This is a genomic window from Streptomyces sp. ASQP_92, assembly GCF_025399895.1.
Classification (GTDB): domain Bacteria; phylum Actinomycetota; class Actinomycetes; order Streptomycetales; family Streptomycetaceae; genus Streptomyces.
The window spans coordinates 1-446 of the sequence record NZ_JAODUA010000066.1; the positions used below are offsets into that span (position 1 = coordinate 1).

Annotated in this window: 1 protein-coding gene; it reads right to left on the minus strand. The window is 72.2% G+C overall.

Annotated elements, in window-relative coordinates:
• Nucleotides 1-446: DUF2637 domain-containing protein (locus N4G70_RS36920; RefSeq protein ID WP_261717160.1), on the minus strand; the 446-nt coding region annotated here is incomplete at both ends.

Below are 446 nucleotides of genomic sequence, written 5' to 3' on the forward strand. Positions count from 1 at the left end.
GGAGCCTTGCGGCGCCAGGCGCGGCCGTAGACCGCCTGGAGGCGGGCGCGGTAGACCAGCCGGTCCTGCTCCAGCTTGATGACCTGCTCGTAGCTGCGCAGCTCCCACAGCTTCATCCGGCGCCACAGCCGGAAGGTGGGGATGGGCGAGAGCAGCCAGCGGGTGAGGCGGACGCCCTCCATGTGCTTGTCGGCGGTGATGTCGGCGATCCGCCCGACCGCGTGCCGGGCCGCCTCGACGGAGACCACGAACAGCACCGGGATCACCGCGTGCATCCCCACGCCCAGCGGGTCCGGCCAGGCGGCCGCGCCGTTGAAGGCGATCGTGGCGGCCGTGAGCAGCCAGGCCGTCTGGCGCAGCAGCGGGAACGGGATGCGCATCCAGGTCAGCAGCAGGTCGAGCGCGAGCAGCACACAGATGCCCGCGTCGACGCCGACCGGGAAGAC